The following is a 17437-nucleotide window of genomic DNA, read 5'->3' as shown; positions in this document are numbered from 1 at the left end:
CGGATCGCCACGGAGAGGGAAAGAGATGACCGAAACTTCGCGGCGCTCTTTCATGCGGCCAAGCGCGTTCGTTAAGCTGTGTCGAGCTTTATGACGCGGTGCCTGACTCCGGCGAGGCCGTCTGGTGGGTTGGTCGGTCTGTCCGATTGATCCCTTCCCCCGGGGGACGCGATGTCCGAAACTGCTGATACCCAGACCTCTGTTAGTTTACTGGGAACGTTTCAGAATGATCCCTCTAACGCGGAGGCCTGGGACGAGTTCGTCCGTCGTTACCGTCCCAAAATCTATGGTTGGTGCTGCGCTCGGGGCCTCCAGGGGGCCGATGCTGACGACGTCGCCCAGATCGTGCTTGCCAAGCTGACCGAGAAGATGCGCGACTTTCAATACGATCCGGCCCGCAGTTTTCGGGCCTGGCTCAAGACGGTCACCCAGCGCACCTTGCTCGACTTTGTCGGGAGCCGGCAGCATCGCACGGGGCAGGGGGACGACCAAGCCTGGGAAACCCTGAACTCGCTCGAAGCCCGCGCCGATCTGGAGCGGCAGATCGAGGAGGCGTTCGACCGTGAGTTGCTCGATCTGGCCATGTTGCAGGTCCGGCAACGGGTCTCTGCCCAGTCGTGGGATGCCTTTCGCCTTACCGCGCTGGAAGGGCTCTCGGGGGCCGACGCCTCGCGCCGCCTCGGTATGCCGGTCGCCAATGTCTTTATGGCCAAGCATCGGGTACAGAAGACGCTCCAAGAAGAAGTCCGCAAGCTGGACGGGGCGGGCGACCCTTGAATTTCGCAATGCCGGCTGCCAGCAAGACGTTTCTTTTCCACAGATCCGCTTGGATTGACGCTTGAGATCTCTGCTTATGGAATCGGACTCGTTCCCTTCGCTCTACGAGATCGCCACGCGCGACTGGCTTGGGGGACTCGCACGCACCCTGGGGCGTCCCGCGACGTTCGACGATGTTCCTGACCAGGCGCTCGACCAGATCGCGGGGCTTGGGTTCGACTGGGTCTGGCTGCTCGGCGTCTGGCAGACCGGAGCGGTCGGGCGCGAGGTCTCGCGGAGCCACCCTGAGTGGTCGCGTTGGTATCGCGACCATCTGCCCGACTTCACGGACCAAGACGTTTGCGGATCGCCGTATGCCATTCAAGGCTACTCGGTGCATCGCGACTTTGGGGGAGACGATGCGCTGGCCCGACTCCGCGCCCGGTTCCGGGCACGGGGCGTGCGCCTGATGCTCGACTTCGTGCCCAACCACACGGCCAGGGATCACCCCTGGGTCGAGCGGCATCCGGAGTACTACATCGCGGGGACCGAGATGGACCTCGGTCGTGAGCCGGGGAACTACGCCCGGGCCGAGACCGCGGAGGGGCCGCAGGTGCTGGCGTTTGGCCGCGACCCGTACTTCCCGGGGTGGCCTGATACCTTCCAGCTCAACTACCGGCACCCTTCGCTCTGCGCGGCAATGCGCGATGTGCTGGTGAAGGTCGCCGCTCAGTGCGATGGCCTGCGCTGCGACATGGCCATGCTGGTCTTGCCTGACATTTTCGCCCGGACCTGGAAGGAGGCCTCGCTCCCGAGCGATGGCAGTCTCCCGGACGACTCTCCCTTCTGGCCCGACGCGATCGCCCGTGTGCGAGCCCAGACTCCTGACTTTCTGTTCTTGGCTGAGGCCTACTGGGACCTGGAATGGACCCTCCAGCACCAAGGGTTCGACGTCACCTACGATAAACGTCTCTACGATCGGCTCCATGCCCACGACGCCACCGCCGTCCGCGACCATCTTCGCGCCGACGTCGACTTTCAGCGCCGGTGCGCCCGGTTCCTGGAGAATCACGACGAGCCGCGCGCTGCGTTCGCCTTCGTCCCCTGGGAGGTCCATCGAGCGGCTGCCACAATCACGTTCCTGGTCCCGGGGCTCCGCTTGTTCCACCAAGGACAGCTCGAAGGGGCTGCGATTCGGCCCTCGGTCCATCTTGCCCGCCGCGCGATCGAGCCGGTCAACCCCCCTTTGGCGGAGTTTTACGCCCGCTTGCTTGCGATTTTGAAGCGCCCTGAACTGCGGCGGGGCCGATGGACTCTGCGGGAATGTCGGCGGGCCTGGAATGAGAATACGACCTCCGAGCAGTTTCTCACCTTCATGTGGGAAGGTCCGGCCGGCGAGACGCTCCTGGTCGCCGTGAACTATGCTCCCGACCAAGGGCAGTGCTACGTCGTCTTGCCGCCAGACACCTTTGCAGGCAAGACGTGGAACTTCCGGGACTTGACCGGCCCCTTCGCATACCAGCGGAGCAGCGATGACTTGATCCCGCACGGTCTCTATCTCGACCTGCCCCCATGGGGAACGCACGTTTTTGAAGTCAGCCAGGCCAGCCCAGGAACCTGAGCAATGCGAAGGTGAGCGGGGAGCGTCAGCTCTCTCTGTCGTTCTGGCGAGAGTAGGTGTGGGTGAGAGGGACAGGGAACTTACGCTTCTCGCCCGCCTCATCTCCCAAAGAGAGGGACAAGGAGCCGGCGCTTCCCGCTCGCCTAAAAAATTCAAGGGTTCAGGCGTTTTCATCACCGAATCATCGAACGGCTTCAACACTCCGTCCAGGCAACCTTGGATGGTCTGTGGCCGTCAAAAGACCGACTCTCCTTTACCTTTCCATCCTGCAAAGCGAGGCTGAACCGTGGCCAAGATGAGAATCGCGGTGCGATATCGCCTGTTCTGGGCGGCTGCCCTGATCGCTGTTTGCGGCGGGCGGACCCAGGCCGATGACTCCTGGGTTGTTTATCAGGGAGGCGACGGGCCGGGCAAGGACAAGCGGGTCGTCCTGGTCAGCGGCGACGAGGAGTACCGCTCGGAGGAGGCGCTTCCCCAACTGGCCAAGATCCTCGCCACGCGGCACGGGTTCAATTGCACCGTCCTCTTTGCGATCGGCGAGGATGGGACGATCGACCCCAAGCGGGTCGACAACATTCCCGGCCTGGAGGCGCTCGATACGGCCGACCTGCTGATCATTGCCACCCGGTTTCGCGACTTACCCGACGATCAGATGAAGCATGTGGTCGACTACCTCGAGTCGGGCCGCCCGATCATCGGCCTGCGAACGGCCACGCACGCCTTCGACCTCAAGAAGAACAAGACTTATGCCAAATACACCTGGAACGGCCAGGTCCCTGGCTTCGAGGGGGGCTTCGGACGCCTGGTTTTCGGCGAGACCTGGCATAGCCACCACGGCGCTCACGGCAAGCAGAGCACGCGCGGAACCCTCGCCCCGGGCGAGCAGGATCACCCCATTCTCAAAGGCGTCAAGGATGGCCAGATCTGGGGGCCGACCGACGTCTACGGCGTCCGGTTACCGCTGCCGGGCGACAGTAAACCGTTGGTCTTTGGACAGATTCTCACGGGAATGAAGCCTGATGATTCCCCGCTTGCCGGCCCGAAGAACGACCCAATGATGCCGGTTGCCTGGACCAAGACCTACGCCGCCGCCAATGGTAAAACCGCACGCATCTTCGCGACCACGATGGGCGCCTCGCAAGACCTTGAGAACGAAGGGGTGCGCCGGCTCTTGGTCAATGCGACCTACTGGGCGACCGGCCTCGAGGATCAGATCGCCGCCGATGCCGACGTCTCGATTGTCGGCGAGTATCACCCGCTCCCCTTCGGGTTCGGGGGATTCAAGGCGGGGGTCAAGCCGAGCAGTCATCAAATTAAGTAACCCTGCCTCGCTGTTTGACTCCACGAACTGTACATGGATTCATAGAAACGGAATGCCACGAGCCAGCCGGGGGACCTCTGTCCCCCGGCTGGCTCGTGACGCGAATCGATTTATTGGGGCATGGCCACAGCTCAGACCATGATCGACTTGACCACTTTGGCCAGTTCTTCGCCCGTCTCGGTCAGGCCGTAGAAGTTATTCTTCCCTTGGCGGCGGGGTGAGATGATCCCGCCATGCCGGAGCAAGGCGAGGTGGTGGCTGACGGCGGGCTGGCTCTGGCTCAGCTCTTCGCTCAGAGCGCCGACGTGTCGCTCTCCTTCGGAAAGCATCAAGATCACCTGGAGGCGGGTCGCGTCGCTGACCTGCTTCAGCAGGTTCGCGGCACGCTGCGCTTGCTTGAGACGTTGGCCGCTCTCTTTGGCCTTGGCCGCGGTCGCCGTTTTCGTTGCGGTCGCCGTCTTCGCCACCTTCTTCACACCGGAAGTCGCACTCGCCATCGAAACATTCTCCAACAATCATGCATTTGCCCGAACGGCGCGTTCGAAACTCTTCGGAGAATCAATCGGGTATTTCCTGAGAACGGCTGGGGAAAAACCATGAGTCCGAACGTCCGCTCGCCGCTTGAGCATCTTTTACAATCGACAGTATGGGGAAAGCGAAATCCCATAGTCTGCAAATATATCATGAGATTGCCGAGTGACAACATCCTACTGCTTTTAAAACTCAAAAATGGCGACCGTTTCAATCGATCGTTTGTCGAGGGAATCCGAAGGCCGCGACAGACGTCAAACGAGGGCCGCGGGCCGGTGTTTGACGTCTGTCGGCCCGGGGTTCAAGGCGCGGAGAGGTAGGAGTCGAAGACGCGGACCTTTGCCCACGTGGCCTTGTTTTCCTCGACGAATTTCTTGTGACGCGGGTGGGCCTGGTACGCGGCGTTGGCCGCCTTGTCCCGGAATACAAGGTGAATCGCAACGTCGAAATCGCGGTCGCTGACCGGCTCTGTCACATCCTCGGCGATGGTGCCGACCGAGAAGGAGATGAGCCCGTCATGGTTTGTGAGGTATGTCTTACAAGCGTCGATCATCTTCATTCGCGACTCTTTGGAGTGATCTTTCAGCGTGAAGAAGACCACGTGAGCCAGTCGCTCCCCCTTTTCGTCGGCGGCCTGAGCGACTCCGCCCGCCAGCAGGCTGGCCGCAACCGTGGAAAAGAGAAGCCGAGTGAAGAAACGGTTCATGAGGATTTCCTTTGTGGATGCACGCGTGTCCGATCAACGAAACGGTTGGCCATCATGATCGACTGAGCTTGGATTGACAAGTCGTTACGGATCCCTTGTTTCGTCCGGTTCCGAAGGCTCACTGGCAGGGAATGACGAGCGTTCTCGGTTGGCTCTCGAATTGATAGAATCCTTAAAATCCTATGGAGAGTGTGTGGATGTGTTTTATCTTGTAGGGTAGTCTTCCGCCTGCCCTACGGGATGGGTACAGCCGCTTTGTGGCTTGCTCAGGCCTTTTTTTTGAAGACGACGCACCGGTCCGAACGGAAAGTCATCCTTGTGACCAAGCCAACAAAACTCCAAGAGAAGGCGTGCGAACGGCTGGCTGACGCACTGCTGACGATCACCGAGGCGGCCAGGCTCGATGGCAAGGGGACGTTCAACGCGTCCGACCTGGACGAGGTGGCCGCGCGTCTGGTGAAGGCCTCCTCGGCCTTTGACCTCGATGCGATCGTCGCCAAGGCCCTTGAAACCCGAGGCCGTGCTCTCGGTCGCCGCGCCGGCACGGCCGAGTTGCTGATGCTCCTCGAGGGAGACCTTAAACCTTTGTCCATGCTTCTTCTGCCCGACGATGTGTTCAACGAACGCATGAATGCGCTCGATGCCGAGCTGGGCGAGCTCTAACGTATTCCGAAGGAAGAGGATTTCGGCCACCCTCTGATGGAGTTAGTCTAAGACGGACCTCCGGCCGCCATTGAGGCGGGCCGGGCTTGCGACACTCGAACGGGAACCGCTTTTATGTGGCAGATTGGTTTGCTCCTCGGCTGTCTTACCGTGGCCTTGGCTGAAACTCAGGCGGCTTCCGCCGTCGACCCTGCGACGCTTTCGAAGGTCCGGGTCTACGTCGGGACTTATACGGACGGGAAAGGGCAGGGGATCGTCCTACTCGATCTCGACCCGAAATCGGGGACGCTGACCTCGCGGGGTCTGGCCGCTGAGGCGCTCAGCCCGTCGTTCCTGGCGATCGACCCGGCCCGTCAGCACCTCTACTCCGTGAATGAGGTTGCCGAGAGCGGCGGCCGGAAGAGCGGCGGCGTCAGCGCGTTCGCGATCAATCCGAAGGACGGGAGCCTCAAGCACCTGAACACGGAATCGTCGGAAGGCGCTGGGCCGTGCCACCTGGTGGTCGACCGCGCCGGCAAGAACGTTCTGGTGGCGAATTACGGGGGAGGCACCGTGGCCTCGCTGCCCATCCTGGCTGACGGCCGGCTCGGCGCTGCGACTGCGACGATCGAACACACCGGGACCGTCGCCGACCCCAAGCGACAGGGCAAACCCCACGCCCACTCGATCAACGTTGACGCGGCCAATCGGTTCGCGATTGCGGCCGACCTCGGGCTCGACAAGCTCTTCGTCTACAAGTTCGACCCGGCGAAGGGAAGCCTGACCCCCAATGACCCTCCGTTCACGGCGACGGCGCGCAGGTCCGGACCTCGCCATTTCGCGTTCCACCCCAACGGCCATCACGCCTACGTGATCAACGAGATCAACTGCACGGTGACCGCCCTCGACTACGACGCCGAGCATGGTGTCTTGAAAGAGATCCAGACCTTGCCGACGCTTCCTGATGGCGTTGAGGTCAAGCCGAGCGACTCGACGGCCGAGGTGCAGGTCCATCCCTCGGGCAAGTTCCTCTACGGCTCGAACCGAGGCAACGACAGCATCGCGATCTTCGCCATCGACGCTGCGACTGGCCGGCTCACTCCGGTTGGCCACCAGCCGACCGGCGGCAAGATCCCCCGGAACTTCGCCATCGACCCGACCGGCCGTTTTCTCCTGGCCGCCAACCAGGAATCCGGCACGATCGTTGTCTTTCGGATCGATCCGGCGACCGGCAAACTCGAGTCGACCGGCCAGTCGATCGAGGTCAAGTCGCCCGTCTGCCTGAAGTTCATCCCGATCGCGAAGTAACAATGAGTTGAAGGATGGGGACGAGGCAACGGAGATGGCTCGCTGGTATGATGCCCGGAGCCTCGTCCACCTTCACACTCTCCTCGTGTTCGGAGACGACGCAAGGCTCTAATCGTTGCATGCTCTGATGACGATCGACGAGCTCATCCCACCTGGAATGCCTACCTATGAGTCGACCTCCACGCGTGAATGCCACGTTCACTCTCGCCGCCCTCGTTCTTTGCGCCGGGCTCTCCACCGTGACGGCGGGCGAGTTCAAGCTGAACGGCCGCACATTCACTTTGGCCGATGGGTTCGAGATGGAACTCATCGCCGGCCCACCCCTGGTCGATCGCCCGATCACCGCCGATTTTGACGAAGAAGGCCGGCTCTACGTCTCCGACTCGTCCGGATCCAACGACCCGGTCGTCAAGCAGGTTGTCGATCGGACCCACCGCATCCTGCGGCTCGAGGATACCGACGGCGACGGCCGGTACGATAAGCGCACCGTGTTCGCCGATCGGATGATGTTCCCCGAGGGGACCCTGTGGCATGACGGCTCCCTCTACGTCGCGGCCCCCCCGAGCCTCTGGAAGCTGACGGACACCGATGGCGACGGTGTCGCCGACCAACGCACCGAGTGGTTTCAGGGGAAAACCCTCACCGGCTGTGCCAACGACCTGCATGGCCCTTACCTCGGCCTCGATGGCTGGATCTACTGGTGCAAGGGGGCGTTCGCCGAGCAGACTTACGAGCGGCCGGGCCGTTCTCCTTTCGTCACAAAAGCGGCGCATATCTTTCGACGTCGGCCCGAGGGGTCGCTGATCGAGCCGGTGATGACCGGCGGGATGGATAACCCGGTCGACGTCGTCTTCACCCCGGGGGGCGAGCGGATCTTCACGACGACCTTCCTGCAGAACCCCGAAGGCGGTCGCCGCGACGGCCTGATCCATGCGATCTACGGTGGAGTCTACGGCAAGGTTCACGACGCGGTGCTGAACGCGCACCCCAAGACTGGCCCCGAGCTGATGCCGCCGCTCACCCACCTCGGCGCTGCCGCCCCGTCGGGCCTTACCCGCTATGATTCGGATGCGTTCGGCCCTGGGTATCGCGACAACCTGTTCGCCGCCCTCTTCAACATGCAGAAGGTCACGAGGCACATTCTCGAGCCAAACGGAGCCACCTTCACGACACGCGATGAAGACTTCCTGGTCTCTCCCGAGGCCGACCATGACTTTCACCCCACCGACGTTCGGGACGATGCCGACGGCAGCCTGGTCGTGCTCGACACCGGCGGCTGGTACAAGCTCTGCTGCCCGACGTCGCAGATCGGCAAGCCGAACGTGCTCGGGGCCATCTACCGGGTGCGCCGCGAGGGAGCACCACGGATCGAAGACCCGCGCGGGTTGAAGCTGGAGTGGGCCCAGCCGTCGGTCGGTGAACTCGTCGAGCGGCTGGACGACCCTCGCTCCGCGGTTCGCGCTCGGGCGATCCACCTGCTGGGCAAGCAAGGTGAACCGGCCGTCTCGGCACTCGCCGAAGCGATCCGGGCCGGCCGCACGGTCGACTCGCGGCGAAACGCCGTCTGGGCCACAACGCGGATTGACCGTCCTGAGGCTCGCGCGGCTGTGCGATCGGCCTTGGCCGATGCCGACGCGACCGTTCGCCAGGCGGCGATCCACTCCGCGAGCGTCTGGCGCGACCACGATGCGTTCGCGCCTTTGCTCGTGGCGCTCAAGGAAAAGGTGGCGGCCAACCGCCGCGCCGCGGCCGAGGCGCTTGGGCGGATCGGCGGCAAGGGGGTCGTCTCAGCCCTGCTCGAGGCGGCCGGAGAGCCGGCGGATCGAGTCCTTGAGCATTCGCTGACATACGCACTCATCGAGATCGCTGACCCGAGCGGAACAGCGGCCGGCCTCCAGAGCCAGAACGTCAGGACCCGCCGCGCCGCCCTGGTTGCACTCGACCAGATGGAAGCGGGGGGCCTCAAGGCCGAGGACATCGCGCCCGGCCTTGCCTCGACCGATCCGCTTGTCCGGGAAACCGCGTCCTGGATCGCCGGGCGGCATCCGGAGTGGGCCGGGACTTTGGTCGGCTCGTTTCGCCAGCGCCTGTACGAAAAGGGGAAAGTGCCGGCCGAAGGGGATGAACTCAGCGGTCAACTCGCTCGGCTGGCCCACTCCACGCCGATCCAGGAATTGCTGGCTGAGCCGTTGCGTGACGCGGCCGCTTCGCCGGAGACCAAGCGGATCGCGCTGCGAGCGATGGCCGAATCGGGGCTCCGTGACGCTTTCAGCGCCTGGGAGTCGGGCTTGATCGAAGTCCTTTCGGGTGACGACCTCGCATTGACCCGCCAGGCGATCGCGACGAGCCGAGCCTTGCAGACTCCCAAGACCCGCTCACCGTCGCTTGCCTTGGCCTTGCTCAAGGTGGCGAGTCGGGAAACGACTCCGGCCGACCTCCGGCTCGAGGCGCTGGCGGCCGTACCGGGCGGCTTGCCCGAAGTCGATGCGGCCCTCTTGACCTTCCTACGCGGTGAACTGGCCCCTGACCGCTCCGTCGCGATCCGAAGCGCGGCCGCCGACGTGCTCTCAAAGGCTACGCTAACGACCGATCAACTCGCGGCCTTGACCGACACGGTCAAGGGGGCGGGACCGCTCGAGATCGATCGCTTGCTCTCGGCTTTCGAGCAGAGCCAGGATGAAGCGGTCGGGCTGAAGCTGGTCAAGGCGCTGGAGCAGTCACCGGCCCGGACCACGCTTCGGATCGAGATGATCAAGCCTCGCCTGGCGAAGTATGGCGAGAAAGTTCAGACCGAGGCCGAAGGTCTCTACGCCGGCCTGAACGCGGACGCGGCGAGTCAGAAGGCGCGGCTCGAGGGGTTCCTGGCGACGCTCTCCGGTGGCGACGTCAGGCGCGGCCAGGCGGTGTTCAATAGCACCCGAGCCTCCTGCGTCTCCTGCCACGCGATCGGCTACCTGGGGGGCAAGGTCGGCCCTGACCTCACCCATATCGGCAAGATCCGCACCGAGCGCGACCTGCTCGAGGCGATCCTCTTCCCGAGCGCGAGCTTTGTGCGAAGCTTCGAACCGTTGAGCATCGCAACCAAGGACGGCAAGGTCTACAACGGCCTTCCCCGCAAGGATGCCCCCGATGAGATCGTGCTCGCCACCGGTCCCGACCAGGAGGCCCGCATCGCCAGGGATGAGATCGAGGAGATCCGTCCGGGCTCGGTCTCGGTCATGCCGGCCGGTCTCGATCAACAGCTCTCAGCGAAAGAGCTGGCGGACCTGATCGCGTTCCTCAAAGCCTGTCAGTAATCCAACCCCTCCCCCCTGGGACCACGGGCACCCCGCCTGCAATTGATTTATGTTGATAAAAAATATCAATAAGTTAAGAGTGGGCGGGGCGCTCGCGATCCCAGGGGGGGAGCTGACGCTCCCATGAAGAGAAGTCGGTAAAACCTGAGGAGGGAGAGTCGAACGCCATGGCAACCGAGATCGAGAATGCGGGCTCCGGCCCCGGATCATCGATAACGGCGGCGGAACCGATCTGGGATCGTCCCCACCGGCCGGCCTGGATGCGACTGCTCAATGGGGTAGGGGGGGGACTGAGGCGAGTCGGGGTGCTCCGTCCCCGGCTCGACCCCGAGTTGCTTCTGGCCGCCGCCCAGCGCCGTGCGGGCCTTGCGGACTGGGGGGACGACGGCTTTCAGGATGGCCTCCGGGCCCTGGTCGAGGCGTTCGAGACGCAGGGCAATACCCACACCTTCGGCCGGCTCTTCTTTCGCGAATACTGTGTGGCCGCGCTGACGAACCGCCTCCGGATTCAGGAGGACCTGAACCGCCATCCCGAGATCCTCGATACGCCGATCCGCCGCCCTCTGTTCATCACCGGACTGCCTCGAAGTGGAACGACCTTCCTTCATCGCCTGATGTGCGAGGACCCTGGTGGTCGCCCCTTGCTCTTCTGGGAAACGTTGGCCCCTTCGCCTTCACCACGCTACGAGACTCGCCTGACGGACCCGCGAATTAGGCTGGCTCGGAAGCAGGTCGGGATTTTGAACGCGCTCGCCCCTCGGATCCGGGCCGCCCACCTGTTCGATGCCGACAGTCCCGAGGAGTGCAATAACCTGTTCGCGCATGGGTTTATCGCGGGTATCAACGGATTCCTGTTCGACGTGCCCCAGTACGTCGAGTGGATGAACGATCAAAACTTGCTCGAGCCTTATCGTTACCTGCGCCGTCAACTCCAACTCCTCTCCTGGCGGTGGCCGGGAGACCCCTGGTTGCTCAAGGCCCCTGCCCATCTCTACGGCCTCGACGCTCTCCTGGCTGTCTTTCCCGACGCCTGCATCGTGCAGATCCACCGCGATCCCCTCCAGGTCCTGCCTTCGCTTTGCAGCCTGGCCTCTGCCGTTCGGGGGATCTCATCCGACCAGGTGGATCTGAGGCGTCTTGGAGCGGAGTTCACCGAGGCGATGGCCCGAGGAACCGAGCACGCGATTGACGCTCGCGCGTCAGCCGACCCGGCCCGTTTCTTCGATGTGGCCTATCCATCCTTATTGGCCGATCCGGTCGGGACGGTCCACGCGGTCCGACATCATTTCGGATACGCGTACGACGACGAACTCGAGGCCAGGATGCGTCGCTGGCTGGCGGAGAATCCACAGCACAAGCACGGCGTCCATCGCTATAGCCTCGAGCAGTTCGGCCTCGATTCAGAAGTGGTGAATCGCCGGTTTGCCAGATACCGCGAGTGGACCACCCAGAGGGGATTTTAACGACTAAAAATATTATTTTAGGTTGTTGCCCGTTCTGCGATTGAAATGGTGTACTGTTTCAGCCTTTCATCTCGAAGATGGCGATCTTGTTGTGCCCCGCTGCGATGAGCGTGCCCGATGATTCGTCGAAGGACGTATCGTGGACGTGCATGGGGGCCTTTTCCTGGGTGAGGACGGCCTTGGTTTTGAGGTCGAGGAACATCAGGAAGCCGGCGTTATCGCCGCCGGCAGCGATCAGCCAGTCGCCTGCGGGGTGGAACTCGAGGCGCTCGACCAGGCCCTTGACCTTGTCTTCGCTGAATTCATGGGTCCGCTCTCCCTTGCGCCAGTCGAAGACCTCGACCCGGGCCTTGCCGTCGAGGTGGTCGATGTTGTTGATCTTGCCGATGCCGCCGACCGCAAGCCTGGTGCCGTCGGGTGAGAACGCCAGCGAGCGGATGCCGCCGATCGAATGACGACGCTGGACCGGGTCCCAGGTATACATGCCAGGGGCTTCCAGCGTATTCGTCGATTGGCCCGACTCGACGTCCCAGACGACCACACGACCGACCTTGTCTCCGGTCGCAACGTGGCGGCCGTCGGGCGAGAAGGCGCAAGCATAAAGCATTGACGGGAAGTGGTGCGGGGTGGTCTCGGCGTGGCCGCGCAGCTCGTGGATCTTTGAGCCGGTCTCGGCATCCCAGAGCCGGCAGACCATGTCGTCGGCGACGCTGGCGACCCGCTTGCCGTCGCGCGTGGTAGCCACGCCACGGATCCATTTGGTATGGGCCTCGACTGTGCGGACCTTCGCCCGTGCGTCGAGGTCCCACCAGATCAATCGCCCGTCATAGCTTCCCGAGATGGCCATGACGCCAGCCAGCGCGAGCCCGGTGACGTAACTCTCGTGGCTGCCAAGTTCGCGAGCCTCCGGTTTGTCGGCGGCCAGGTCGATGTCGTAGATCTTGAAGTCGGACCCGCCGAAGACCAGCCGGTTCGTGTCGGGAACACGTTCGGCTGTGAAGACGACTTCCCGACGTGAGAATTCTTTGACGACCTTGAGCGTCTCGGGGTTTGTGGTAGCCATGGGACGAAGACCTCGTAAGGCGAACTCGCCACGGGAACGATGCGTCTGTGTCGTGCTCGCCTGGACGGTTGAAGGTCCGAGGCGAGCGGGGAGCCGATTGCTCTCTGCGCTGCTGATCTCAGGCTAGCACGTCGGCGATCGCCTCGGTGTCCGGTTCGGTGAGTGGCACCGGTCGTGAATTCACATAGTAGTTTTTTTGCGGGTCGATGCCGAGTGCCTGGTAGATTGTGGCGAACAGTTCGGCGGCTCCGACCTCACCGTCGACGACCGCGTTGCCGGTCGCGTCGGTCTTGCCGAAGACGGAACCTCCTTTGATCCCGCAGCCGGAGAGCGTGGCGCTCCAGGCTGTGGCGAAGTGGTCGCGTCCCAGGCTGGGGTTGATCGACGGCGTGCGGCCGAACTCGGCGAGGGTGATCACCAGGGTTTGGTCGAGCAGTCCCCGTTGGTCGAGGTCATCGAGGAGGGTGGCCATGACGTGGTCGAGCTCGGGGACGAGCTCCTGGTGGGTCTCGAAGTTCTGGCCGTGGCTGTCCCACCAGGCGCGGCCGACCCGGACGAACGGCACCCCCGCTTCGATCAAGCGGCGGGCAACCAGGGCCTGTTCGCCGAATTGGGTGGGGCCGTAGAGGTCGCGGACCCGCTGTGGCTCTTTGGAGAGATCGAAGAGGGTTTCGCTGGCCATCAGGCCCCGGACACGCTGGTAGGCTTCGTTGTGGCCCCCCAGGGCGCTGTTCGAGGTTCGGCCTCGTTCGAACCGCTTGCTGAGCAGTTCTCGCAGTTCACCACGCTGACGATGGTCAAGGTCGGAAAGCTCGGCCGCGCGGCGGATGTTCTCCGGGATCAAGCTTGTGGTCAGTTCCATCGGCGCGTAGCGCGAGCCGAGGAATCCGCTCGATCCCGGGGCGAAGTCACGCCCTTCGGTCGCGGAGTAGAACGAGACATAGTCGGGCACCTGGCTCTCGGACCGGCCCAGTTCACGGGCCAGCACGGCGCCCAGGTCAGGGTAGCGTAGGCTCGGGTCATCCATTCGGCCGCGCATCATCAGGCGGGCGCCGCTGCCGTGGTCGCCGTTCTTCGTGTTCAAGGAGCGGATGATGCAGGTTTGCTCCATCCGCTTGGCCATCTTGGGCATGAGCTCGGAGATCTGGATGCCGGGGACCGAGGTCGAGATCGCCCGGAATGGTCCCCCCGTCGCCGTCCCTGGTTTGGGGTCCCAGGTCTCGAGCTGGCTCGCGCCGCCGGCCAGCCAGAGCAGGATGACTCGCTTCCCCTGGGATTTGATCTCCCGGGCCAGCGCCGGCTCTTTGAGCACGTCGAGCACAGTCATGTCGGCCGCGAACGCCGCTGCACCGGCGGCTGCCGTGCCGAGGAAGCGACGCCGATCCAGTGCGTGCGCGGGTGAGCCGCAAAAGTTGACGCGTCGGTCGCTGGCCATCGAGGTGCCCCCGATTCGTGGTCGTCGATTGCGAAAAAAAAGAAGTAGAGATGTTCGTCAGTGATTGAACCGGAACTCCGCGCTCGTCAAGAGCACCCAGACGAGTTGGCGGATCCCTTCGACCTGCCGGTCGCTTCGCTGTGCGAGGTATTCGCCCAAAAGCGAAACTTCCTCGTCGGCCGGTGGGCGCGAGAGCACGTTGCGGACCGCCATGGCCACGCGTTCATCCCCGTCCTCGATCCGCGCGAGCCGTCCTACGAGCCGCTCGTTCTTATCGGTCAGGAGTTCCTGGATGCGATCGCCGTTGCTCATCAAGAGCGCTTCGGAGACCCCGATCTGGTAGTCCTCCCCTGGCTTGGCGAGTGCGCTGGCGACTCCTCGGGCACGGCCATCGAGGTCGGCCTCGAGTTTCCCCGGGGTCAGGTCGGCCGGGAGAGTCGACGGATCGGTGGTGGCCACCCACATCGAAGTCGCCAGTTGCAAGGGGGTCAGGGGGCGGACCGCGGCCACGCCGAACAGGCGGGGGTCGGGCGCTTCGCCCTCCTGCCAGATGCTCGTGCGTGCATAGGCTCGGCTCAATACCAGGCCACGGATGAGCCGACGGAGGTCATAACGGTGCTCGACCAGGTCGCGGGCCAGCCACGAGAGGAGTTCGGGGTGGCTCGGCGGGTTGGCCGAGTGCATCTGATCCAAGGGCATCACCAGCCCCAGTCCGAAGAACCGGTGCCAGAGGCGATTGACGATCGCGTTCGCGAAGAAGTCTCGCTCGCCGGGTTGAAGCGCGACGTCGACCAGTTGCGCCCGGACGCTGAACTTGGGGGCGGGCGGTGGCTCATTCTTTTTCTTGGCCTCGGCGAGTCGGCGTTTTTCCGCTTTCTGCTCCTCCTTGGACGGCTCTTTCACGTCGGGAGCATCGACGATCCGGCCGGTCAGGAACATGAGCCGGGCCTGCCGTTCTTCTCCGCCGGTCGTCTGGAATTTGACTGTTCCGTAGTCGTTCTCGCCGAGGAACGTGCCGGCCTCGTAGGTGCGGGCGAAGAACGACTTCATCCCGTAGTAATGGTCCTGCTTCCAGTCGACGACGCGCGGGTGGTCGTGGCACTTCGCACAGCTCACATCCACGCCGAAGAAAAGGGAGCTGACGTCACTGGTCAGGCGGTCGAGGTCCTTGGCCCTCGGCTTGAGATAGTTGCCCGCCCCCTTGAGGCCCGGCAGGCTCTCGTCGGCCAGGATGATCTCGCGGAAGATTTGATCCCAGGGGCGATCTTCCTCGACGGCCCGATTGAGATAGTCGCGAAGGCTCCCTCGGGTTCCGGCCATCAGCATCGCGTCGAGCTCATTGGCCTGATGTCGCGCATAGGCCGGCGACGCCATCAGCCGATCGATCAGCTCGACCTGTTTCTCGGGGGCGGTCGACTCGACGTAGGCACGCATCTCGGCCTCGGTCGGGATCCGCCCGATCAGGTCGAGAGTCAGCCGTCGGATCAGGCCGGCGTCCTCGGTCGTGGCGGCGGGCCTGACCCCGGCCTCGCTCAACTTGGCGTCGAGATAGAAGTCGACAATTTCGGGAAGCGGCCGATCGGCCGGCAGGAGGTCGACGGCCTGAGTATTTGATCCGGCCGCGACCAGCGCGATGAGAACGGGGAGGGCCAGGCGCAGGATTCTCCTCATGGCATCCCTCGGTGAGCGACCTTCAAGCAATGCTCGGACGAGCGAGTCGGATCCTTGGCAAAAGCAACCGTGCCGGACCTCGAATGGGTGAGGCGGCTGGCGAATGATTGCCTTTTGGGAGATCTCAAGGACCTTTAAGGAATGTTAAACTATACCTTGCGTCGAGTCGACGCTACTCAAATCTTTCGAAAGCCGCTCTCGTCTGGCGTTCTAAGAACCTCCCTGTAACATGGCGCATGCATTTTTGAAGACGCGGCCCGCGCGGTCGATCTCCTCACGACATCAATCCGGAGCCCCTGCCGATGGCCTCCACGCCGATTTCGGTTGCGAGAACGGGAGCCAGGCTTCTGGTCCTCGCTGTCCTCACCCAGGTCGTTGGGGAACCGGCGGCCATGGCTGGTTTTCCCGAAGCCTCGCAACTCCCTTCGCAGGCCGGCTTGCCCGACCCGCTCGTGATGCTCGACGGCCATCGCGTCACCAGCAAAGAGGAATGGCTCGCCAAACGACGGCCGGAGTTGAAGGCGCTCTTCCAGCACTACATGTACGGGCAGATGCCCTCCCCGCCTGAGAAGATCGCGACGACCGTGGCGCGGGTGGACCCGAATTACTTTGGCGGCAAGGCGACCAAAAAGGAAGTGGCGATTGCCTTCGGACCGTCGGCCACTCCCGAAATTTACTTGCTGCTCGTCGTGCCCAACCGTAAGGAAGGCCCCGCGCCGGTGTTCCTCGGGATCAACTTTTGTGGCAACCACACGGTGGTCAACGACCCGAAGGTGGCCTTGCCGGCATCCTGGATGCCCAAGAACTGCCCGGGATGCACGGACAACCGGGCGACCGATGCGGGCCGGGGCTCGCAAATTCAAGTGTGGTCGATTGAGGATGTGATCGACCGAGGCTACGCCGTGGCGACCTTCTACAGCGGCGACGTCGCCCCCGATCATCCCGACTTCACCGATGGGATCATCCCTCATTACTACAAGCCGGGGCAGTCGAAGCCCGGCCCGCACGACTGGGCGACGGTTGCTGCTTGGGCCTGGGGTCTGCACCGGGCCGTCGACTATCTGATCACGAATCCAGAGATCGACAAGGCGAAAATTGCGGTCGTCGGCCATTCACGCTTGGGCAAAGCGGCGATCGTGGCGGCTGCATTCGACGAGCGGATCGCCCTGGTCATTCCCCACCAGGCGGGCTGTGGTGGCACCGCGCCGAGCCGAGGCAAGGTCGGCGAGTCGGTCAAGCGGATCAACACGAGTTTCCCGCACTGGTTCGATGACGAGTTCAAGGCGTTCAACGACCAACCGGATCGGCTTCCGTTTGATCAGAACGGGCTTGTGGCGTTGGTGGCCCCTCGCCCTGTGCTGTTCACCAATGCGGTTGACGACACCTGGGCCAACCCCGAAGGACAGTTTGAGGTTCTCAAAGGGGCCGACTCCGTCTATCGTTTTCTGGGGGTCGAGGGACTCGAGGCCGATCGGATGCCGGAAACCGGCAAGCTGATCGACGGCCGTCTCGGCTACCACATTCGACCGGGGAAGCATTCGATGGGGAAGGACGACTGGAAGGTCTTCCTCGACTATGCCGACAGGCAACTCGGAAAGCCTGGCGTCTCCAAGTGACTTTGAGA

Annotated in this window: 13 protein-coding genes; 8 read left to right on the top strand and 5 right to left on the bottom strand. The window is 63.3% G+C overall.

Annotated features, from left to right (window positions below):
* The first annotated feature begins 171 nt into the window (after positions 1-171).
* The 3 genes from SINAC_RS34555 (at position 172) to SINAC_RS34545 (ending at position 3698) form a co-directional block, all read left to right on the top strand.
* On the top strand, positions 172-777 hold the full coding sequence (locus SINAC_RS34555; RefSeq protein WP_015250176.1) for an RNA polymerase sigma factor: 606 nt from the start codon (positions 172-174) through the stop codon (positions 775-777).
* 76 nt (positions 778-853) lie between these two features.
* Complete coding sequence (locus tag SINAC_RS34550) at positions 854-2377, top strand: alpha-amylase family glycosyl hydrolase (RefSeq protein ID WP_015250175.1); 1524 nt, start codon at positions 854-856, stop codon at positions 2375-2377.
* A gap of 286 nt (positions 2378-2663) precedes the next feature.
* Positions 2664-3698 (top strand): ThuA domain-containing protein, encoded by a 1035-nt coding sequence (locus SINAC_RS34545; RefSeq protein ID WP_015250174.1) that lies wholly within the window; start codon positions 2664-2666, stop codon positions 3696-3698.
* 131 nt (positions 3699-3829) lie between these two features.
* Here the strand turns inward: SINAC_RS34545 and SINAC_RS34540 are convergent, their stop codons facing one another.
* Entirely contained in the window at positions 3830-4195 is a 366-nt protein-coding gene (locus SINAC_RS34540) for an ArsR/SmtB family transcription factor (protein WP_015250173.1), read from the bottom strand.
* 335 nt (positions 4196-4530) lie between these two features.
* On the bottom strand, positions 4531-4935 hold the full coding sequence (locus SINAC_RS34535; protein WP_015250172.1) for a Dabb family protein: 405 nt from the start codon (positions 4933-4935) through the stop codon (positions 4531-4533).
* A gap of 318 nt (positions 4936-5253) precedes the next feature.
* Here SINAC_RS34535 and SINAC_RS34530 point away from each other — a divergent pair, with 318 nt between their 5' ends.
* The 4 genes from SINAC_RS34530 (at position 5254) to SINAC_RS34515 (ending at position 11644) form a co-directional block, all read left to right on the top strand.
* Positions 5254-5598, top strand: coding sequence for a hypothetical protein (locus SINAC_RS34530; RefSeq protein ID WP_154673751.1), 345 nt, complete (start codon positions 5254-5256; stop codon positions 5596-5598).
* A gap of 114 nt (positions 5599-5712) precedes the next feature.
* Positions 5713-6885, top strand: coding sequence for a lactonase family protein (locus SINAC_RS34525; protein WP_015250170.1), 1173 nt, complete (start codon positions 5713-5715; stop codon positions 6883-6885).
* Between the two features lie 167 nt (positions 6886-7052).
* Positions 7053-10181 (top strand): PVC-type heme-binding CxxCH protein, encoded by a 3129-nt coding sequence (locus SINAC_RS34520; RefSeq protein WP_015250169.1) that lies wholly within the window; start codon positions 7053-7055, stop codon positions 10179-10181.
* A 167-nt stretch (positions 10182-10348) separates the two neighbouring features.
* On the top strand, positions 10349-11644 hold the full coding sequence (locus SINAC_RS34515) for a sulfotransferase family protein (protein ID WP_015250168.1): 1296 nt from the start codon (positions 10349-10351) through the stop codon (positions 11642-11644).
* 58 nt (positions 11645-11702) lie between these two features.
* Here SINAC_RS34515 and SINAC_RS34510 read toward each other — a convergent pair whose 3' ends face one another.
* The 3 genes from SINAC_RS34510 to SINAC_RS34500 form a co-directional block, all read right to left on the bottom strand.
* Complete coding sequence (locus SINAC_RS34510) at positions 11703-12707, bottom strand: WD40 repeat domain-containing protein (protein ID WP_015250167.1); 1005 nt, start codon at positions 12705-12707, stop codon at positions 11703-11705.
* A 118-nt stretch (positions 12708-12825) separates the two neighbouring features.
* On the bottom strand, positions 12826-14142 hold the full coding sequence (locus SINAC_RS34505) for a DUF1501 domain-containing protein (RefSeq protein ID WP_015250166.1): 1317 nt from the start codon (positions 14140-14142) through the stop codon (positions 12826-12828).
* Between the two features lie 57 nt (positions 14143-14199).
* Positions 14200-15813 carry a DUF1549 domain-containing protein gene (locus tag SINAC_RS34500; RefSeq protein WP_015250165.1) on the bottom strand — a complete coding sequence of 538 codons (1614 nt, stop codon included), beginning with the start codon at positions 15811-15813 and terminating at the stop codon, positions 14200-14202.
* Between the two features lie 302 nt (positions 15814-16115).
* Between SINAC_RS34500 and SINAC_RS34495 the strand changes: the two genes are divergently transcribed.
* The gene (locus SINAC_RS34495) at positions 16116-17429 is read left to right on the top strand and encodes a glucuronyl esterase domain-containing protein (protein ID WP_015250164.1); all 1314 of its coding nucleotides are present in this window, start codon (positions 16116-16118) and stop codon (positions 17427-17429) included.
* The last annotated feature ends 8 nt before the right edge of the window (positions 17430-17437 follow it).

Origin of the sequence: Singulisphaera acidiphila DSM 18658 (assembly GCF_000242455.2) — a bacterium.
In the GTDB taxonomy this organism is placed as follows: domain Bacteria; phylum Planctomycetota; class Planctomycetia; order Isosphaerales; family Isosphaeraceae; genus Singulisphaera; species Singulisphaera acidiphila.
The sequence above is the reverse complement of the archived record's forward strand: the minus strand, read 5'-3'. Positions and strand labels throughout refer to the sequence as shown.